This window comes from Pseudomonas sp. BIGb0381, assembly GCF_024809815.1.
Lineage (GTDB): Bacteria > Pseudomonadota > Gammaproteobacteria > Pseudomonadales > Pseudomonadaceae > Aquipseudomonas.
The window spans coordinates 1-18,460 of the sequence record NZ_JANUEN010000001.1; the positions used below are offsets into that span (position 1 = coordinate 1).

An 18,460-nucleotide genomic window follows, 5' to 3' on the forward strand; every position below is an offset into this window, starting at 1 on the left:
CGATGGTAGTGTGGGGTTTCCCCATGTGAGAGTAGGTCATCGTCAAGATTAAATTCCGAAACCCCATTTGCGAAAGCAGATGGGGTTTTGTTTTGCGTGGTCGAAAAGTGCGGAAAGACGCACGACAAATTTGCACAGTTATTTCTGAACCAGACCACTAGAATAGCCACCTAACCTTTTTTAGAGTTTGAGCCCTATCTATGCCGGATCCGGTTGACGCCCTTGAGGTGTCGGATTTACCACTGGAGAACTTGGTGGCATGCCATGAGTGCGACTTGCTGATGCGCAAACCCGTGCTCGCCCTCGGTGAAAAAGCCCAATGCCCGCGTTGCGGTTATGAGCTCTACGCTCACCGCCATAACGTCGTTGAGCGCAGCCTCGCCCTGGTACTCGCCGCGCTGTTGCTGTACGTCCCCGCGAACTTTCTGCCCATTATGCAGCTCAATCTGCTCGGGCAGTCCTCAGAAGACACCGTGTGGAGTGGCGTAGTCGGCCTATTCGATACCGGGATGCAAGGCGTCGCCGCCGTGGTGTTCCTATGCAGCATGGGCATTCCGCTGCTCAAGCTGCTTTGCCAACTGGCGGTGCTGCTCAGTATTCGTTGGAAAATAGGCCGCAGTTACGGGTTGCTGTTGTACCGCATCTACCACCACATGAAGGATTGGGGGATGTTGGAGGTCTACTTGATGGGCGTACTGGTGGCGATCGTGAAACTCGCCGACATGGCCTCAATCACTATCGGCCTGGGTTTGGTCTGCTTCGTCAGCCTATTAATGGTTCAGGTTCTGCTTGAGGTGGTGATGTCGCCGCACCAGATCTGGCAAGCACTGTCAGGAGAAGATGATCATGCGGGCGATTGACGCAGGCATTCTGATTTGTACCGAATGTCATGAGCTGAACAAACAAGAGCCGGACACCGATGAGCAAACCTGCACTCGATGCGGTGCACTGATCCACGCCCGTCGCCCCAACAGCCTCGCGCGCACCTGGGCTTTACTGGTCACGGCGGCCATTCTGTATATCCCCGCCAATCTGTTGCCGATCATGACCGTCAACTCCCTTGGCCAGGGCGAGCCCAGCACCATCATGGCCGGTGTGATCCAGTTGGTGCAGCACGGTATGTTCCCGATTGCGGCTGTGGTGTTCATCGCCAGCATCCTGGTGCCGACGTTCAAGTTGGTGGGCATTGGCCTGTTACTGTTTTCCGTACAGCGTCACCAACCGCTTTCCGCGCAGCAACGCATTATCATGTACCGCTTTATCGAATTCATTGGCCGCTGGTCCATGCTGGATATCTTCGTGATCGCCATCCTGGTGGCGGTTGTAAATTTTGGACGGCTTGCCAGTGTCGAGGCTAACCTCGGTGCTGCAGCGTTCGCCAGTGTGGTGATCTTGACGATGCTTGCCGCAGTAACTTTTGATCCCCGACTGATTTGGGATAACACGGAGTCGGACGACGACCATGAGTGATTTGCCTAAAGCTAAAACCCGCCCGGCCTCCAACTGGTCAGCCATTTGGGTTCTTCCCCTGATTGCCTTGATCATTGGTGGTTGGCTGGGGTGGCGTGCCTATTCCCAGCAGGGTATTGAGATCCAGGTGCGCTTTGAAAGCGGCGAAGGCATCCAGGCCAACAAAACCGAAGTAGTCTACAAAGGCATGCCCGTGGGCAAGGTCAAGACCCTGGCTCTTGACGATGAGGGTAATAATCGCGGGGTGATCGCCACCATCGAGATGAACAAGGATGTCGACCAATACCTCAAGACCAACACCCGTTTCTGGCTGGTCAAGCCCAGCGTCAGCCTTGCCGGTATTACCGGCCTGGAAACCTTGGTCTCCGGTAACTACATCGCCGCGAGCCCTGGTGATGGTGAACCTACCCGTAAATTCAAGGCGCTCTCCGAAGAGCCTCCGTTATCTGACGCCAAGCCCGGTCTGCACCTGACCATCAAGGCCGACCGCCTCGGTTCGCTCAATCGCGGCAGCCCGGTGTTCTACAAGCAGATACAGGTCGGCCAGGTCAAAAGCTACTTGCTCTCCGAGGATCAGAGCACCGTCGAGATCAAGGTGTACATCGAGCCGACCTACGCCAGCCTGGTGCGCAAACACACGCGCTTCTGGAACGCCAGCGGCATCAGCATCGACGCCAATCTCTCCGGCGTGAAAGTGCGCAGCGAATCTCTTTCCAGCATCGTCGCCGGTGGCATCGCCTTCGCCACCCCAGAGAACCGCAAGGACAGTCCACCCACTGATCCGAGCCTGCCGTTCCGCTTGTACGAAGATTTCGACGCGGCCGCTGCCGGTATCAAGGCCAAGGTCAAGCTCACGGACTTCGAAGGTCTGCAGGCCGGGCGTACACCGGTGATGTACAAAGGCATTCAGGTGGGCAGCCTGAAAACCCTGAAGATCGACCCGGACCTGTCCAGCGCCAACGCCGAGCTGACCCTCGACCCATTGGCCGAAGACTACCTGGTTCAGGACACTCAGTTCTGGGTGGTCAAACCTTCCATCTCGCTGGCCGGTATTACCGGCCTGGAAGCCCTGGTCAAAGGTAATTACATCGCCATTCGCCCTGGCGACAAGGGCAGCGCCCCGCAACGCGAATTCGTCGCCCGTGCCAAGGCGCCGCCGCTGGACCTGCGCTCCCCAGGCCTGCACATGGTCCTATTTACCGACAACCTGGGCTCCCTGGATGTCGGCAGCCCGATTCTCTACAAGCAGGTCAAGGTCGGCTCGGTGCAGAGCTACCAGTTCTCGCGCAAGAACAAGCAACTGGTGATCGGCGTTCATATCGAGAAGGAATACGAAAACCTGGTCAACGGTTCGACACGTTTCTGGAATGCCAGCGGCGTCACCCTGACCGGCGGCCTTACCGGTGGTATCCAGGTGAAGAGTGAATCCCTGGCCAGCCTGATGGCCGGCGGTATTGCCTTCGAAACACCGCAGCCGAACGTACCGCTGAAAAAACGCATTCCACGTTTCCGCTTGTTTGCCGACCGTGAGGCTGCCAATCAGCATGGCACCCTGGTGACCATCAAGGTCGACCGTGCTGACGGTATGCGTCCAGGCACACCGGTACGTTTCAAAGGCCTGGATGTGGGCAAGATCGAGAGTGTGGACCTCAGTGCCGATATGCAGTCGGTGCTGCTCAGCGCACGTATCACCCAAGTGGCAGACCGCATCGCGCGCGTCGGCAGCCAGTTCTGGGTGGTCAAGCCAGAGCTGGGCCTGATGAAAACCTCCAACCTGGAAACACTGGTCACCGGGCAATACATTGAGGTGCAGCCGGCTGCGAAAAACGCCGGCCCGCAGAAGAGTTTCGTCGCGCTGGACCAGCCCCCTGACACTGTCCGTCAAGAGGCTGGCCTGAGCCTGACACTCAGCGCAGCACGCCGTGGCTCGTTGAAGGAAGGCGTACCGGTGACCTACCGTGAAGTCACCGTGGGCAAAGTGACCGGCTACGAGCTTGGCCAGACCGCCGACCGCGTGCTGATCCACATCCTGATCGAACCCAAGTACGCGCCGCTGGTACGCAGTGGCAGCCGCTTCTGGAACACCAGTGGCTTCGGCCTCGACTTCGGCCTGTTCAAGGGGGCGACGGTGCGTACCGAGTCCCTGGAGACGCTGGTGGCCGGCGGTATCGCATTTGCCACGCCAGACGGCGAGCGCATGGGGAACGCAGCGCGGCCGCAGCAAACCTTCCCGCTGTTCGACAAATTTGAAGAGGAATGGCTGACGTGGGCGCCTAAAATCCCACTCGGTAAATAGACTGAGGCGCTGCTATCGGGAGCAAGCCCCCTCCCACATTTTGAATGTGTTCACAAATCAAATGTGGGAGGGGGCTTGCTCCCGATAGGGCCGTCAAAAACACTGCAAAACCCCAGCCCAAAAAAAGGCCGCGATCCAATGGATCGCGGCCTTTTTACATTTCAGCGCAAAGCGTCAGACTTCATCCAACTCCGGCTCATCCGCTTGCACATTCACCGTCGCCTTCACCCCATCATGGCGGCGGATGTACTTCCAGTCCGCCTCATCGATGTAGATCCCGTTCGGCCCGCTGCCGCCCTCCAGGTCGATTGCCACCTGGGCAGACACCTGCGGCTTCACACTGGCGAGGATCGGCACAAAGCCCAGTTGCAAGCTGGTCTCCAGCAACGCTGCCTGGTTCTTCTCATCGATATCCGCCGCCTCGTCGAGGTAGTACGGCAGGCGCACGCGGCCAGCCTGGTCGCGGTCCATCAAGTGCAGCAACAAGTACATGTTGGTCAGCGCCTTGATGGTCATGGTGGTGCCGTTGGACGCCGCACCGTCGATGTCGGTGTGGATCACCGGCTGACCGTGCACCTTGGTGATCTCGAAGGCCAGCTCGAACAGGTCCTTGAGGCCCAACTGGTTATGGTTGGCGGCCACCAGGCGGGCCAGGTATTCCTTGGCCTCTTCGTTCTTGTTGTCCTGCTCGGCACTTTGGCTCAGGTCGAACACCGACAGGGTTTCGCCTTCTTCGTACTGGCCAGCACTGTGGATGATCTGGTCGATATGCTTGAGGGCTTCCTTGTTCGGCGCGAGCACGATGCGAAAGCTCTGCAGGTTGGACACCTGACGCTTGTTGATCTCGCGGTTGAACAGCGCCAACTGGTGTTCCAGGCTGTCGTAGTCGCTGCGGATATTGCGCAGGGTCCGCGCAATGTCAGTGACCGCAGCACGGCGTGCCTTGCCCAGTGTCAGCGCCTCATCGGTGCGGTGCGCATAGGCGTTGATCAGCAATTGCAGGCGACGCTCCACGTCATCCTCGCTGTCGAACTTGGCCACGCCCTTGAGGCGCACCTGAGCGTACAGCGCCTCGATCTGGCCATCGGCACGCAGCAAGCCCTGCCAGCTGTCCTGATAGTCATTGAGCAGCGGCAGCAGGTTGTCCATGGAGTCATCGACCGGGTCCATGAACGGCGTGCCGAATGGCAAGTCGGCCGGCAACAGCTGCCGGCGGCGCAAGGCGTCATCCAGCGTGCGTTGCTTGGCTTCCATATCGCCGATTTGCCGGCCCACCAGTTGCAGCTTGGCGGACAGTTGCTGGACGCGTTCGGTAAAGGCGTCACTGGAACGCTTCAACTCATCCTGGGCCGCTTCCATCTGCGCCAGGTTTTCCAGTTTTTCGCCTTCCTCGGCACTCAGGGTTTGCGCGCGACGGAAATCTTCCAGCGCCTTTTGCGCGTCGAGCACTTGCTGGTACAGCGCTTCGGTCTGGGTCTTGCTTGCGGCACGGTCAGAGGCCACGGCTTGCTGGGTTTTCAGCTGCTTGAGTTCTTTTTCCAGGCGCTCTTTCTGGTCGCGCAACGCCGCGCGATCCGCCAAGGCCTGCAACGCCGGTGGTTCGATGTGCGAGATGTCGATGGACAGCCCCGGCACTTCAAAACGCTCGCCCTTGAAGCCATCCAGGATCTGCTCCAGGGATTTGACCCACTGGCCGTCCTCGTCCAGCGTGATGCCGTGTTCACCCAATGGCAGGCTGAACAACGAGCTGTTGAACAGGCGCATCAGGCGCTCGACATCCTGCTGCGAAAACTCTTCGCGCAGCTTGGCGTAGCTGTTGTTATCCGCGTGATCAAGCTGCTGCTTGACCGACTTCAAGCGCTTTTCCAGGTCGCGCAAACGCTCGTCCAAATCCTCGGCGCTGAACTGTCGCGACTGCGCCAGGGCGCCCGCCAGTTCATCGTGAGCGTCCTTTGCCGCCAGCAGTTGCTGCTCCAGCACCTTGACGTCATCCACCAGGGCAAAGCGATGCTTGAGCACCGACAACTCGCCCAGCCAACGCTGGATACCACTGATTTCCCGCTCCAGGCGCATCAGCTCCTGGGTGCCGCCACGCTGATCGTTCTGCAGCGCATCCTGCTCGTTGCGGTAGTGCTCGGCCTGGATGGTCAGCTCTTCTTTGCGCGCACTGGCGTAGTCCGACCAGGTGCCCAGCAGCGAGTCCAGCAGCGGCGACAGGCGATGCAGCTTGCCGCGCAGGGCGTCGCGCTGTCGGACGCCATTGGCCAGGGCTTCGACCAGCGGGCCGGCAGCGACCAGGGCGTTGTAGTCCTGCTCCATACGTCGTACATCGCGGAAGGCCTCTTCGCACGCGGCGATGTAATCCACGCTACCCGAACGAAGGCTGTGCTCGAACGCATCGAGGAACAACTGCTTGAGCTTGGCGGCGGTGATTTCGCGCATGTGCAGCAGGTTGATAAACAAGGCGCGGAAGGTCTTCAGGCTTTGCTCACTGGTGGAGCGCAGCGGGATCAACGTCAGGTCCAGCGGGATCGACGTGTGACCACCCACCAGCAAACGGCGCAGTTCATCCGGCTTGAGTTCGTAGGCTTTCAGGCCTTCGCGTTCCAGATTGGTGAACAGCTCTTTCTGGCGCAGGCAGGTGTCGTTTTTCTGGTAGTGGGCCAGGTCCAGCTTGCCAGCATAGGCAAAGAACTGGTGACCAAAACCGCCGCCCGGGCCACGCCCGACCACGCCGATGACATGCGGGCCATGGGGCAGGGAGACTTCCACGAGGATGTAGCTGGTGTCGGTGGCGAAGTAGAATCGTCGCGATTGCTCCAGGGTGTACTTGCCGAAACTCATGTCCGACATGCGCGCCAGGATCGGGAACTGCAAGGCGTTGATCGACGCGGATTTACCCAGGTTGTTGGCGCCATACACCGACAGCGGTTCTTCCAGCGGGAATAAGCCCAAGCTGTAACCGGCAGTGTTCAATAGGGCGAAGCGGCGGATGCCGTAGCGTTCCTTACTCATGCGTCGGTCTCCTGTTCTTCGGCAATGGCGCGGGCCAGGGCGTCTTCTTCGCTTTCTTCAGCGAAGTCACTCAAGTCCAGCGGGTCATCGGTCTTCAGCAGCTTCTCATCGCTGTCTTCGTCGATGATCACCGGTGCCGGCAACGGCAACACGCTGTGCACGCTGGCCGCGAGGTCACGGTCTTGCTGCACCGACAGGCACACGTCGAGGAAGCGGTGCATCGGTGGCAGGAAGCGGTAAATGCCGTTGTCTTCGCTGGCAAAACCCAGTTGAGTCATGCGGCGCATGATTTTTTCTTCGAGTTCTTCCTGGGTCTGCACTTCGGCCTGGATAAACAGGTCGCGGTACTTTTCCAGCAGGGACGGCAGTTCATCACGACCGAGGCTGCCACCGTCGAGCACGGCAATCGGGTCGCGGCCCTGGTCGGCCAGGTGCTCGACGATGATGAAGGTGAACAGCGCCAGGCGCTGGGCGGTCTTGTTGACCTGCGCACTGGCAATCGCAGAGTCCGGCACGAAGTAGTAGAAGCCACGGGTATCGCACACCAGCTCAAAGCCCAGGGCCTTGAACAGCGTGCGGTACTGGTCCTGGAAGTTCGACAGTTGCGCGTACAGTTCGGGGTCGCGGCGGCTGACGTGGTAACCCTTGAACAGCTCGCGAAAAATCGGCGCCAGCTGGGACAGTTCGGATAGATCAAGATGCATAAGGTGTACTCGCAGGATGCTCGGCGGCGTCGGTGCCGGCCGGGAGCAGGGCGAATGAGCGCAGGCTGACCTGGTGCTCGTGTGTGTGGTAATCGCGGCGTTCCAGGCGCTCGCGCTTGAAGCGTTTTTCCCGCGAGAGCCGTGAGAACCAGTACAGCAATTCGTCGGTGGCGCCGTCCGGCTCCTGCTCCAGCAGCCACGTCATCAGGTCCGGCATCGGCAGCGCGTCTTCGCAGCGTTCGAGCATTTCCTTGACCGTACGCGGCGCGCGCTGGGCTTCGCCCTTGTGGGATTTGTGCGCCTTGGGGAACCGTGCCGGTTTAGGCTCGAAGTTCGCCAGCGCATACACATAGGCCTCGACCTGGCTGGCACTGCCCAGGAAGGTGCTTTGCGGCCGGGTGAACATCGGCATCGCCGCTTGCGGCACCGCGTCCAGGCCTTTACGGCGGATGGCCGACAGCGCGAGCGCGGCGCCACGGGTCACGGCGTTGTGCCGGCGTGCCTCTTCGCGCAGCGGCAACAGCAGCTCGCGGGCGTGACGCAGGGTCAGCTGGGCGCTGGTCTGCATTTCGAGGATGCGCGCGTGGGTGCGCAGCAGCATGTCGTCGTCCACCAGGTGGCCGAGGCGCTGTTGCTCGGTGAGCATGCGCAACAGCACGTTTTCCACCTTGCGCACGCCTTGTTCGAAGGCACCGTCGGCGTTCACCAGTTGAATCATCGGTTCGACGTATTCGTCCCAGGTCGCCAGGACTTCCGCGTAACGCTGGCGCAACGGGATCTGCCGGTCGCTGGTCTTGGCACGGTCGGCCACGGCCGCGAGGGCCTGTTCGTCGTTGGCGAGTTTTTTCAGTACGTCGCGTACGCGCATGTCGAGCAGGCGCAACTGGCGGGCCAGGTCGTGGCCATCACGGATGTCGAAGGCGTCCTGAATATGACCGGCCAAGCGCTCCAGATGGCGCAGGTAGGCTTCGATTTCCAGGCACAGGCCAAGCCGGTGCTCCTTGCGAAGATAAGCCAGGAAGTCGTGGATCTGCGCGTTGAGCTCGAAACGATTCGGGCTTTTGGCGACAGGCACCAGGATGTCCAGGCGAATCCACACGTCCAGCAGGCTGGTGATGTCCTGGGGCGTGCTGTCCAGTTGTTGGGCGGCCAGTTGTGCGCGCAACTCGCTCAGGCTGAGGGTGCCTTGGTCGAAGTGTTCGCACAGTGGCTCAAGTAAGGCCCAGTGTTCGGCGAGGGCGCGCAGGACGCGCTTGGGTTCGATCATGGGAATGGCCGGCTGGTTGGCGATTAAAAGTCGCGATTGTACTGCATCAGGCGCGGGATTTATCCACAGCCGGTCAGTGCACAGTGGGCGATTGTTACCGAACAGCGGTAGAATCCCCGCTCTTTACTTATCCACAAGTGGCCGAGCTGTGCTTATCGAGTCCCGACGTCGCGCTTACTTGACCGCCATGCAGGTGGTCAACTGGCTGCCCCGCACCGAACTGCCGTTCGCCGCCCCGTCGCGGCCCGAGCTGTTAGAGGCGCTTGAGCCCTATGAGGCGTTCGAGACCTCGGGCGAGGAGGCCGCCGCCCCGGTGGTGGTGGCCAAGCCAGTGCCGCCAGCGCGGCCGGCGGTCGAGCGGGCCAAGATCGAAGTGCCCCGTCCCTCGCCCATGGCCAAGCCGGTGGTAGCCGAAGAGGCAGCCCCGGTGGTCAAGGCCCCGGTGGTGCCGCCACCGCGTTTCGCCCTGCAACTGCTGAGGGCCGGGCGCTGCCTGCTGCTGGTGGAATTGCCCACCGGCGAGCGCTTCCAGACCCGCGACCCCGCCTACATGCTGCTCAAGGACATGCTGCGCGCCGCCGGCCTGCCCGACAGCCCGCAAATCGTCGGCGACCCGGTCCGTTGGCCACTGCTGGTGCGCGGCACCATGGACCAGGGCCCGGAAGCGGCGCGGGATTTTGTGCAAGGCTTCGTCTCGGCGCGCCTGGAAGACGAACCCTGCGTGTGCCTGTGGCTGATCGGCCTGCCCGCCGTACGGTTTGCCGGCGAAGCGAACGCCGAAGCCTGGTACCGCGAACTGCAGGTCGAGGGCCTGGGCGCTGTATGGGCCCTGCCGGGCCTGGAATTATTAATGGAAGAGCCACAGCGTAAGGCTGATGTCTGGCAAGCCATGCGCCGGCTGATGGCGCGCTGGAAAACAACCGATGAGTGAGGCTTTATCCTTCCGCCCGATGACCGAGGCCGACCTCGACGCGGTGCTGAAAATCGAATACGCGGCGTTCAGCCACCCCTGGACTCGCGGGATCTTTCTCGACGGGCTGGGCAAGTACCAGATCTGGCTGATGTTCGAAGGCGAGCAGCAGGTAGGCCACGGCGTGGTGCAGATCATCCTCGATGAAGCGCATTTGCTGAACATCACGGTCAAGCCGGAGAATCAGGGCCGTGGCCTGGGGTTGGCGCTGCTGGAGCACCTGATGTCCCGTGCCTATGCCGCCAACGCGCGGGAATGCTTCCTGGAAGTGCGCGACAGTAATACCGGTGCGTTCCGTCTGTATGAACGCTATGGCTTCAACGAGATTGGCCGTCGTCGGGATTACTATCCGGCTGTCGGTGGTCGTGAAGATGCGGTGGTCATGGCTTGCACCCTGGTCGACTGAGCACACAAAACCCATGTGGGAGAGGGCTTGCTCCCTCCCACATTCAGCTGTGCGGTGTGTCAGCGGTTACCGTCTACCGGGTCGATATCAGCCAACTCGGCCTCATCCAGCCCATTCCCGCCGCCAATGTCATCTTCATCCACAATGCTCAGGTCAAAATCCGCCGGGTTGTCTTCACCCGCCTCCCGAGCATCCCGCGCACCATCTTCATGGATTAGCGTTTCCGGGCTCATATCATCATCGGTCGACTCATGATTATCGGTCGAAGCCCCGGTCATTCCTGCCTCGCGCACCCGTTCGTCGGGCATCAGGTGTTCACGCTCGCCACGCGGAATCTCATTGCCAATCTCCGCCGTCGGTTCTTCCTCGTCAAAATCCAGCTCGCGCATCGAGCCCATGCGATCTTCGTTGTCGTCAATCGGTTCGGGCTGTGTAGCGCCGTAGGGACGTCGTGATTCAGTCATGGCCAATCCTCATACTGTGGGGCTTATAGTGTGTGGACAGGCATGGCCCACCAAGATTCAAGTAATTGCCCGCCGGCTATCTTTATGATCGGCGTGACCCGGACGGGCGGTCGTCTGTCAAAGCTGCGCATCATTCCTGAGGCTTTCCCTGATGAACGAACTACAAGACCTGCTTGATAACAACGAACGCTGGGCGGATGCGATCAAACAGGAAGATCCCGAATTCTTCGCCAAGCTCGCCCGCCAGCAGACCCCTGAATACCTGTGGATCGGTTGTTCCGACGCCCGGGTACCGGCCAACGAGATCGTCGGCATGCTGCCCGGTGACCTGTTCGTGCACCGCAACGTGGCCAACGTGGTGCTGCACACCGACCTCAATTGCCTGTCGGTGATCCAGTACGCCGTCGATGTACTCAAGGTCAAACATATCCTCGTCACTGGCCACTACGGCTGCGGCGGCGTGCGTGCCTCGATGCAGGACCGCCAGTTCGGCCTGATCGACGGTTGGCTGCGCACCATTCGCGACCTCTACTACGAAAACCGTGACGTGCTGGCCCAATTGCCGACCGAAGAGGAACGTGTGGACCGCATGTGTGAGCTGAACGTGATTCAGCAGGTGGCCAACGTCGGCCACACCAGCATTGTGCAAAACGCCTGGCACCGTGGGCAGAGCCTGTCGATCCACGGCTGCATCTACGGCATCAAGGACGGCCGTTGGAAGAGCTTGAACACCACCATCAGTGGTTTTGAGCAGTTGCCGCCGCAGTATCGCCTGCGTCCGCTGGGCGAAGCCTAAGGCCGTTTGCGGTCGCGCCAGCGGGTCATGAATGCCTGGCCCTCGGCGTTCAAAAGCTCTGTGCTGCCGGTGATCCACCCCCGGCAGTTCAGCTCGCCGCATTGGCAGGCGAACTGCCGGAACAAGGCGTCCTCGGTGCTGGCGTAATCCAGGGTCAGCGGGGCGCCGGCGGCTATGGGTTGCACGGTCCATAGTTCCAGGTAGGTGGTGTCGAAAAACACATTCGGGTTGCAGGAATGCCGTAGCAGGCCGCAGAACCAGCTGTCGTACAGGTGGATGCGGGCGGACAGCTGCAACGTACGTGTGCGTCGCTCGTTCACGGCGTAACCGGACACTCGGGCAATGCGCACGCGGCCGTCGAAACTCACGCGAGCCCTGACGCCGCCGTCGTCGCGCTCAACCTTAAAGTGCTTGGCCGAGGGATAGCCCTGTTCAACGAGCAGTGTCTTGAACGGGTACAAACAATCACTCACAGCGGTTTTAGCCTGGTCCATGGCTTGAGTTTTCATAACTCTCCTTGGTGAGGCTGCATCGACCTGCGGGTGGTGGCTGACTACCAGTCTTGCAGCGGATGTGCCCGGCTCAAGACTCGCTGAACATGGAGCCGATTTCTACTGTCAACTTTGACAGTAGAAATCGGTTTTTTTGGCTGTCTACAGCACCGGCGCCGTGATGGTGGGGGCGGGCGCTGTGTTCTTCAGCTGTTTGAGCTGCGTTTTGATCGCGGGCGTGGCGCATTTGGCGTTCGCCTGTTCCGGGGTCAGATTGCGCACCGAGGTGTAGAACAACTCACAGGTCTGCTCTTTGCGCGTGACCTGCCAGGTGTTCATGCAGGCCTTGAGCAGTACATTCGGATCGCTCGCCGGTTTCTGGCCCATTCCGGCCTGCCAGCAGGCGGCGCTCAAGTCCTGGCCCATCACTTTTAAACCCGCATCGTCGGCTTGCTGCTCGTTACCGTCATAGGTGTCCGGGCTGGCCGCGTACCAGATGTAGCTGGGGTGGTTGGCGCCCAGCACCGAGACGGTCTTGCCCGCGGCAGGGCTGATCTGCGCCAGGCCCAGCACACCCACGGTTTGCCCGTATTGTTGTTTGATCCAGCTGCGCACCGGCGCGCCGAACGCGACCATTGGCAGCGAGCCGTTGGGGTGCAGGCTCAGTTCGCTGACCATGCGGGTCTGGTAGTCGGTGAAGTAGCTATAGACGTTCTCCAGGTCCTTGCCCGCATTGGAAGGGGCGGCGATGGGCGCGATATCGATGATGGTCTGGTAGGCCGGGGTTTCGGTGGCCGGCACGCCGTTATCGGTAAGCAGGCTGGCCCAGCGGTCGGTGGTGGCCGACTCCAGGTAATCCTGGGCCTGGGTCAGCGAATAATCCGGCGGAAAATGCAGCAGCTCGATGCTCTTGCGGTTTTCCAGGGCCATGCCCAGTGGCAGGAACAGGTACCAGTTGTAAGCCCACTTGCCGTCGCTGTTGAGTTTGCTGGCGCCTTGGTAGGCCAGGTCGGCGGTGTTGAGCAGCGCGGTCAGGGGCCGGCCGTAACTGTCGGGTACACCGCTGAAGGTCGCGGCGAGCTGCCCTTCATGGTTTTTGACGCTGACCTTGGCTCGGCTGTAGCCGTCGCGCTGCAGGCTTTGGTTGAGGTAGTGCTCGGCGGTCTGCTCCAGCGTCCACGGCCGAAAGCAGATCACATTGCAGTTATTGGGGTAAGCGAACAACTGGGTGACCCGTTGCGTGCTGCCCAGAGGGACTTCGATGTCGGCGTGTACGACCGCACTGGCCATCAGTGCGGCCACGGTGAAGGACAACCTGGTCGGTTTGAACATACTTGATTCCTTGTCAGCGAAAGCCCGTCTGCGCGGGATGAAAGCCCACCCCCTCACAGTAGCGGTTGACCAGGAAAACCGCGTGCTAAATCGCCAGGCATGTCGCTATTGGATAAGCGTCCTACACGCTGAACTGCAACGCGTTGCTCAAATCCCCCATGGGTTTCTGGCCGCGGGCAATCATGGCGTCATCGCGTTGCTTGAGCCCGTCCAGGGTCTCCAGCTGGAAGACCCGCGTTATCAAGCGCAGGATCGACGCGGTGTCGTACACCGTATGGTCCACGGTGCCTTTGCGCGCGAAGGGCGAGACCACCAGCGCCGGGACCCGCGTGCCTGGGCCCCAGCGGTCGCCTTTGGGTGGGGCGACGTGGTCCCACCAGCCGCCGTTTTCATCGACGGTCACCACGACCACCATGTTTTTCCACTGCGGGCTTTCCTGCAGCACCTTCAAGGCGCGGACGATATGGCGGTCGCCCGAGGCAATGTCAGCGTAACCCGCGTGCATGTTCAGGTTGCCCTGTGGCTTGTAGAAACTCACGGCCGGCAGCTTGCCGGCCTGGGCATCGGCGAAGAACTTGTTGGTGCTCGCCTCATCGCCCAAACCGCCATCGCGCAGGCGCTTGTCACGCTCCGCACGGTTCTCGGGGCCTTGCTGCTTGAAATAGTTGAACGGCTGGTGGTGGTACTGGAAGTTTGGAATCTTCGGAATGCCGCCCGAATCCTTGAACTGATCCAGCGTTGCCTGCCATGCCCCGGCGTACCACGCCCAGTCGACGTTCTTTTTCGACAACTTGTCGCCGATATGTTCGTGGGTCTGCGGCACCAGCACGTTGGGCAGGTCGGCTTTTGCGTAGTCCGGGTTTTCCGGGTCACGAATCCAGGTCGGCCAGTAAGGCGGCGCCAGGGTGTTCACACCGTAGCCGTCCGGGGTCAGCGCGCTGGGGCCGAACTGCGGCGGGCCGGTCATGGCGCTGGCCGGGGATTTATCCAGCGGCTTGAGACGCGGGTCGGTGGGGTCATCGCTTTGCAGCGTGGCGATCTGCGCCTTGGCCACCGACTGCGCGGCATTCGGGTAAAACGGCGCGGTGGCGCTGATCAGGTATTGATGGTTGAGGAACGAGCCACCAAACGCTCCCTGGAAGAAGTTATCGCAGAGCACAAACTCCTTGGCCACGTCCCACAGGCGCAGGGAATAACGGCTCTGGGCGTAATGGCCCATGACCAGGCCACCGGAGTCGGCCCAGGCGACGAAACCGTCGTTCTTGCCGCCGTTGATCTGCATCTGGTTCTGGTAGAACACGTGCCACAAGTCGCGAGTGACGAGGCTCAAAGGCAGGTCTTCAGCGTTCGGGCCCTTGAGGGCGAACGGCGCGTTGGGCAGGTTTTCCTGGAATTGCACTTCGCTGGGGTAAGTCACCCCATCCACGCTTTGCGGGCCTACTTGCAGCACACCGCCCCAGGTCGGGGGCAGGGTGGTCAAGAGGCTGCCGTCGCGGTCGCGTTGCTGCGTGTCGGCGGCAGAAAGCGCCGACAGCGGTTTCTCAACGCCTGGGAAGTCCGCAAACAGGTTGTTGAAGCTGCGGTTCTCGGCATAGATCACCACCACGGTCTTCACCTGGTCGCGCAACGCCTTGTCCAGCTCCTGCGGCGTGAGCGGTCGCGCCACGGGCTTGCCGGGCGCCTCACTGCTGTTGCCGCAGGCACTCAAGGTCGCGCCCACCCCCAACACCGCCGCGCCCCCCAGGAAGCGCCGACGGCCGGTGTCTACCGGCGGTTGGGCTATGGAATCGGGGGAAGGGCGGTCTTCGTGATCATCACTCATTGCGGGGAGTCCTTGCTGGCGAGATGTTGCAAGATATTTCGCAGGACGGTAGCAATGCAATGTGACGGAACGAAGACAGTCAGGTGATCACAGCAGACGCAGTGCCAATTGGCTGCCGGCGCGCAAGTACTCCACCTGAGCCGTCACGGCATCCTTGACGATTGCCTCGCCGGTGTCAGTCAGGGTGGCTTTTTTTGCATCGATAACGCTGGTCTGTAGCAGTTGCATGGCCACATCTATGGCCTTCTGGAAGGCCGTCACGTTGTTATGCAGGCCGAATTCCTTGATAACAGCGTCCATGCGGCGATCGGCGTCGTCTCGCAGGGTCTTGTACTCGACGAACGATACGTTGTCGTCCTTGTAAATATCATCGAGCAACTGCTCCAGTGATTTGGATAAGGGTGTCATCGGATTTTCCTTGTGCTATGTGAGGAGGCAGCCAAGGTTAATCAAAGGGGCTGGCAGGAGGAGTCAGGGGTTGTCATCTTATTGAGTAGGGCAACCCCGAAGCACTTCATCAGAAACACCGTGCTCTACGGCATGACGGGCGGCAAATACTTCAACGTCGTCCCCAATGCCCACAGCAGGAACAACACCAGCGGCGTATGCACCAGCAGCTGCACAAACGAAAACCCGATCAAATCCCGCGCCTTCAACCCTAAAACCCCCAGCAACGGCAGCATATAGAACGGGTTGATCAGGTTCGGCAGCGCTTCGGCGGCGTTGTAGATCTGCACCGCCCAGCCCAGGTGGTATTGCAGGTCATTGGCCACTTGCATCACATAAGGCGCTTCGATAATCCACTTGCCGCCGCCTGACGGAATAAAGAAACCCAGCACCGCCGAGTACACGCCCATCAGCAGGGCATACGTGTCGTGGGAGGCGATGGAGGTGAAGAAGGTCGAGATATGGTGCGCCAGGGTCTGGCCGTCGCCGCCCTTGACCACGGTCATCAGTGCCGCAATCGAGCCGTACAACGGGAACTGGATCAATACGCCGGTGGTGGTCGGCACTGCACGGGCCACCGCATCGAGGAAGCTGCGCGGGCGCCAGTGCAGCAGGGCGCCGACCATGATGAACAGGAAGTTGTAGGTGTTCAGCCCTGAAATCGCGCTGATCGCCGGCTTGGTCGAGAATTCATGGAACAACCAGCCCGCCGCCAGCAATGCCAGCAGAATGGTCAGCAACGGGCTGTGTTCCAGCCATTCGCCGGGGCGGGTCGGTGGTTGCAGCTTGGGCAGGTTGAAGGCCGGGTCGACGCCACAGGCCTTGGCGTCACGGGCGCTGTTGGGGCCGGGCGCGGTGGCGTAGGCGATGATTAGCGACACCACGATCAGCGCCAGCAACAGCACGCCGGATTGCCACAGGAAGATGGTGTCGGTAAACGGGATCACCCCGGTGATCGACAGGATCGACGGCGGCAAACTGGCCGGGTTGGCCTGCAATTGTGCGGCCGAAGACGACAGCCCCAATGCCCACACCGCACCAAGGCCAAGGTAGGCCGCCGCACCCGCAGCACGGTAGTCCATGCGCAAATCCGTACGACGGGCCAGCGCACGCACCAGCAAACCGCCGAACACCAGGGACAGGCCCCAGTTGAGCAGCGACGCCACCATGGAAATCAACGCGACCCACGCCACGGCGGAGCGGCCGTTCTTCGGGATGCGTGCCAGGCGGTCGATCAGCTTGACCGCCGGCGGCGAGCTGGCGACCACGTAACCACCGATCACCACGAAGGCCATCTGCATGGTGAACGGGATCAGGCTCCAGAACCCGTCGCCAAAAGCCTTGGCGGCTTCGGCCGGCGCCGCGCCCATGCCCAGGGTCGCGACGGCGACGATGATCACGGCGAGGGCGGCGAATACCCAGGAGTCGGGGAACCAGCGCTCGGCAAAGTTCGAGCAGCGCAGGGCAAATCGGGCATAGCGGCTTTCTTCGATAGCATCGGCCACGAGTCTTTCCTCTTGTATTTATTATGGTGTCGGCAATTTTCCGGCATGTTCCGCTACGGCCATTGATATGGGAATGCAGTTATCTTCATCGATCCATGAGGAAAACAAATATATCTGCCGCGATTGCCATCAACCGACTCAGCTCATAACCTGCACGCCATTTTGTTTGTCTGCCGAGCCTCAACATGACTGCCACCTCTGTTCCACAGGCGCAGCGTTTTTCCCGCTCCGACTACAAAACCCTGGGCCTGGCCGCCCTGGGCGGAGCCTTGGAAATCTACGACTTCATTATCTTCGTGTTCTTCGCGCTGACCCTCAGCCAACTGTTCTTCCCGCCAGAAATGCCCGAGTGGCTGCGCCTGCTGCAAAGCTTCGGCATCTTCGTCACCGGTTACCTGGCGCGCCCGCTGGGCGGCATCCTGATGGCGCACTTCGCCGATCACCTGGGGCGCAAACGCGTGTTCAGCCTGAGCATCCTGATGATGGCATTGCCCTGCCTGCTGATCGGGATCATGCCCACCTACGCACAGATCGGTTATTTCGCACCACTGATCCTGCTGGTGCTGCGCGTGCTGCAAGGTGCTGCGGTGGGCGGTGAAGTGCCCAGCGCCTGGACCTTTGTCGCCGAACACGCACCGCGCAACCATCGTGGCTATGCCCTGGGCTTCCTGCAAGCGGGCCTGACCTTCGGCTACCTGCTCGGCGCCCTCACCGCCACGCTGCTGGCGCAGGTCTTTACCCCGGCCGAAATCCTCGACTACGCCTGGCGTTTTCCCTTCCTGCTCGGCGGTGTGTTCGGCGTGATCGGCGTGTGGCTGCGGCGCTGGCTCAGCGAAACCCCGGTATTTCTCGAAATGCAGGCCCGCCGCCAGGCCGCCGCCGAGATGCCGCTGCGCACCGTACTGCGTGACCATCGCGCCGTGCTGCTGCCGGCGATGATCCTCACCTGCGTGCTCACCTCCGCCGTGGTGGTGCTGGTGGTCATCACCCCGACCATGATGCAGAAAACCTTCGGCATGAGCCCCAGCCACACCTTTGCCTTGAGCGCCCTGGGCATCGTCTTCCTGAATATCGGCTGCGTCCTCGCCGGCCTGCTGGTGGACCGCATCGGTGCCTGGCGCGCGGTGCTGGTCTACAGCCTGCTGCTGCCAGTGGGTATTTTCCTGCTGTACGCCAGCCTGATCAGCGGCGGCATCTGGCTTGGTGCGGCGTACGCGGTAGCGGGCTTGAGTTGCGGGGTGGTCGGTGCGGTGCCGTCGGTGATGGTCGGCCTGTTTCCGGCGCAGGTGCGGGTGTCGGGCATTTCCTTCACCTACAACATCGCCTATGCGCTGTGGGCAAGTACTACGCCGCTGATGCTGATCGCGCTGATGCCGACCAGCCCGTGGATTTGCGTGGCGTATTGCGTGGTAATGGGCGCGGTGGGGGTGGCGAGTGTGGCGCTGTTTGGTAAGCGCCACACGTTGGCGGCCTGA

The 18,460-nt window shown here is 61.0% G+C and carries 16 protein-coding genes; 7 read left to right on the forward strand and 9 right to left on the reverse strand.

Translation table 11 applies throughout. The features are described 5' to 3' along the window. The first annotated feature begins 200 nt into the window (after positions 1 to 200). The 3 genes from M2397_RS00005 to M2397_RS00015 are packed head-to-tail and all read left to right on the forward strand — an operon-like array spanning position 201 to position 3,766. On the forward strand, positions 201 to 860 hold the full coding sequence (locus M2397_RS00005) for a paraquat-inducible protein A (protein WP_131700459.1): 660 nt from the start codon (positions 201 to 203) through the stop codon (positions 858 to 860). Continuing rightward, on the forward strand, positions 847 to 1,470 hold the full coding sequence (locus M2397_RS00010; protein WP_131700458.1) for a paraquat-inducible protein A: 624 nt from the start codon (positions 847 to 849) through the stop codon (positions 1,468 to 1,470). Before M2397_RS00005 ends, M2397_RS00010 begins: the two co-directional genes overlap by 14 nt. Then, the gene (locus M2397_RS00015) at positions 1,463 to 3,766 is read left to right on the forward strand and encodes a PqiB family protein (protein WP_131700457.1); all 2,304 of its coding nucleotides are present in this window, start codon (positions 1,463 to 1,465) and stop codon (positions 3,764 to 3,766) included. The genes M2397_RS00010 and M2397_RS00015 overlap by 8 nt, the downstream gene beginning before the upstream one ends. A 174-nt stretch (positions 3,767 to 3,940) precedes the next feature. On the opposite strand, the gene mksF is transcribed toward M2397_RS00015, so the two are convergent. From mksF to mksB, 3 genes are read right to left on the reverse strand one after another with little or no spacing between them, the layout of a single operon-like run. Further along, a complete protein-coding gene (mksF, locus tag M2397_RS00020; RefSeq protein ID WP_145335636.1) occupies positions 3,941 to 6,781 on the reverse strand; it encodes an Mks condensin complex protein MksF in 2,841 nt (946 codons plus the stop codon). Then, on the reverse strand, positions 6,778 to 7,485 hold the full coding sequence (gene mksE / locus M2397_RS00025) for an Mks condensin complex protein MksE (RefSeq protein ID WP_027606956.1): 708 nt from the start codon (positions 7,483 to 7,485) through the stop codon (positions 6,778 to 6,780). Before mksE ends, mksF begins: the two co-directional genes overlap by 4 nt. Beyond that, positions 7,475 to 8,752, reverse strand: a complete 1,278-nt coding sequence (gene mksB, locus M2397_RS00030) for an Mks condensin complex protein MksB (protein ID WP_259242105.1) — start codon at positions 8,750 to 8,752, stop codon at positions 7,475 to 7,477. The genes mksE and mksB overlap by 11 nt, the downstream gene beginning before the upstream one ends. A gap of 187 nt (positions 8,753 to 8,939) precedes the next feature. Here mksB and M2397_RS00035 point away from each other — a divergent pair, with 187 nt between their 5' ends. Both M2397_RS00035 and rimI read left to right on the forward strand, forming a co-directional pair. Continuing rightward, positions 8,940 to 9,683 carry an energy transducer TonB gene (locus M2397_RS00035; protein WP_131700462.1) on the forward strand — a complete coding sequence of 248 codons (744 nt, stop codon included), beginning with the start codon at positions 8,940 to 8,942 and terminating at the stop codon, positions 9,681 to 9,683. Beyond that, entirely contained in the window at positions 9,676 to 10,128 is a 453-nt protein-coding gene (gene rimI / locus M2397_RS00040) for a ribosomal protein S18-alanine N-acetyltransferase (RefSeq protein WP_003188286.1), read from the forward strand. The genes M2397_RS00035 and rimI overlap by 8 nt, the downstream gene beginning before the upstream one ends. A gap of 59 nt (positions 10,129 to 10,187) precedes the next feature. Here rimI and M2397_RS00045 read toward each other — a convergent pair whose 3' ends face one another. Continuing rightward, the gene (locus M2397_RS00045; protein WP_131700454.1) at positions 10,188 to 10,592 is read right to left on the reverse strand and encodes a serine kinase/phosphatase; all 405 of its coding nucleotides are present in this window, start codon (positions 10,590 to 10,592) and stop codon (positions 10,188 to 10,190) included. A 151-nt stretch (positions 10,593 to 10,743) separates the two neighbouring features. Here M2397_RS00045 and can point away from each other — a divergent pair, with 151 nt between their 5' ends. After that, positions 10,744 to 11,388, forward strand: coding sequence for a carbonate dehydratase (can, locus tag M2397_RS00050; protein WP_003188288.1), 645 nt, complete (start codon positions 10,744 to 10,746; stop codon positions 11,386 to 11,388). On the opposite strand, the gene M2397_RS00055 is transcribed toward can, so the two are convergent. From M2397_RS00055 to M2397_RS00075, 5 genes are all read right to left on the reverse strand, one after another. After that, positions 11,385 to 11,897: an SET domain-containing protein-lysine N-methyltransferase gene (locus M2397_RS00055; RefSeq protein ID WP_145335633.1), complete on the reverse strand. Its 513-nt coding sequence runs from the start codon at positions 11,895 to 11,897 to the stop codon at positions 11,385 to 11,387. The genes can and M2397_RS00055 overlap by 4 nt on opposite strands. Positions 11,898 to 12,041: 144 nt before the next feature. Next, positions 12,042 to 13,211: a hypothetical protein gene (locus M2397_RS00060; protein ID WP_259242106.1), complete on the reverse strand. Its 1,170-nt coding sequence runs from the start codon at positions 13,209 to 13,211 to the stop codon at positions 12,042 to 12,044. A gap of 121 nt (positions 13,212 to 13,332) precedes the next feature. After that, positions 13,333 to 15,033 (reverse strand): acid phosphatase, encoded by a 1,701-nt coding sequence (locus M2397_RS00065; protein ID WP_145335629.1) that lies wholly within the window; start codon positions 15,031 to 15,033, stop codon positions 13,333 to 13,335. A gap of 87 nt (positions 15,034 to 15,120) precedes the next feature. Further along, positions 15,121 to 15,441 carry a hypothetical protein gene (locus tag M2397_RS00070; protein ID WP_141605450.1) on the reverse strand — a complete coding sequence of 107 codons (321 nt, stop codon included), beginning with the start codon at positions 15,439 to 15,441 and terminating at the stop codon, positions 15,121 to 15,123. 125 nt (positions 15,442 to 15,566) lie between these two features. Further along, the gene (locus tag M2397_RS00075; protein ID WP_259242107.1) at positions 15,567 to 16,985 is read right to left on the reverse strand and encodes a short-chain fatty acid transporter; all 1,419 of its coding nucleotides are present in this window, start codon (positions 16,983 to 16,985) and stop codon (positions 15,567 to 15,569) included. 185 nt (positions 16,986 to 17,170) lie between these two features. On the opposite strand from M2397_RS00075, the gene M2397_RS00080 reads away from it, so the two are divergent. Continuing rightward, positions 17,171 to 18,460 carry an MFS transporter gene (locus tag M2397_RS00080; RefSeq protein ID WP_184744910.1) on the forward strand — a complete coding sequence of 430 codons (1,290 nt, stop codon included), beginning with the start codon at positions 17,171 to 17,173 and terminating at the stop codon, positions 18,458 to 18,460.

Coding starts and splice junctions, on each gene's coding strand:
- M2397_RS00070 (WP_141605450.1), bottom strand. CDS start 15,441: ATGACACCCTTATCCAAATCACTGGAGCAGTTGCTCGATGATATTTAC.
- M2397_RS00035 (WP_131700462.1), top strand. CDS start 8,940: ATGCAGGTGGTCAACTGGCTGCCCCGCACCGAACTGCCGTTCGCCGCC.
- M2397_RS00005 (WP_131700459.1), top strand. CDS start 201: ATGCCGGATCCGGTTGACGCCCTTGAGGTGTCGGATTTACCACTGGAG.
- rimI (WP_003188286.1), top strand. CDS start 9,676: ATGAGTGAGGCTTTATCCTTCCGCCCGATGACCGAGGCCGACCTCGAC.
- M2397_RS00060 (WP_259242106.1), bottom strand. CDS start 13,211: ATGTTCAAACCGACCAGGTTGTCCTTCACCGTGGCCGCACTGATGGCC.
- M2397_RS00080 (WP_184744910.1), top strand. CDS start 17,171: ATGACTGCCACCTCTGTTCCACAGGCGCAGCGTTTTTCCCGCTCCGAC.
- can (WP_003188288.1), top strand. CDS start 10,744: ATGAACGAACTACAAGACCTGCTTGATAACAACGAACGCTGGGCGGAT.
- M2397_RS00045 (WP_131700454.1), bottom strand. CDS start 10,592: ATGACTGAATCACGACGTCCCTACGGCGCTACACAGCCCGAACCGATT.
- M2397_RS00015 (WP_131700457.1), top strand. CDS start 1,463: ATGAGTGATTTGCCTAAAGCTAAAACCCGCCCGGCCTCCAACTGGTCA.
- M2397_RS00055 (WP_145335633.1), bottom strand. CDS start 11,897: ATGAAAACTCAAGCCATGGACCAGGCTAAAACCGCTGTGAGTGATTGT.
- M2397_RS00065 (WP_145335629.1), bottom strand. CDS start 15,033: ATGAGTGATGATCACGAAGACCGCCCTTCCCCCGATTCCATAGCCCAA.
- mksE (WP_027606956.1), bottom strand. CDS start 7,485: ATGCATCTTGATCTATCCGAACTGTCCCAGCTGGCGCCGATTTTTCGC.
- mksB (WP_259242105.1), bottom strand. CDS start 8,752: ATGATCGAACCCAAGCGCGTCCTGCGCGCCCTCGCCGAACACTGGGCC.
- M2397_RS00010 (WP_131700458.1), top strand. CDS start 847: ATGCGGGCGATTGACGCAGGCATTCTGATTTGTACCGAATGTCATGAG.
- mksF (WP_145335636.1), bottom strand. CDS start 6,781: ATGAGTAAGGAACGCTACGGCATCCGCCGCTTCGCCCTATTGAACACT.